Raw genomic sequence first — 256 nt, forward strand, 5'->3', positions numbered from 1 at the left:
TCCCCAAATCCGGAAATCCGGCAATGGACCAGTCGGGGAAACCTCGCCGACAGCGTTGACAGGTCATCGATACCCCACTTGCGCCAGGTGCTCAACTTGAAGTTTTCGATCAGCACGTCGGCAGATGCCAGAAGCGAAAGGAGTGCGTCGAGCCCGCTGGCTGAATTCAGATCCAGCGCGACATTCTTTTTGTTGCGATTGAGGCCCTGGTAGTAGGGCGCGCTCCCATCCGCGACGGGAGGTCCATAGCGTCTTG

At 58.2% G+C, this 256-nt stretch carries 1 protein-coding gene; it reads right to left on the reverse strand.

The window, feature by feature from the left end; genetic code table 11:
• Positions 1-256 (reverse strand): CoA transferase (locus tag SB765_RS31470; RefSeq protein ID WP_410932737.1); only part of this gene is annotated, 256 nt, incomplete at both ends.

It is taken from the genome of Pseudomonas sp. SIMBA_067 (genome assembly GCF_046534675.1).
Lineage (GTDB): Bacteria > Pseudomonadota > Gammaproteobacteria > Pseudomonadales > Pseudomonadaceae > Aquipseudomonas > Aquipseudomonas putida.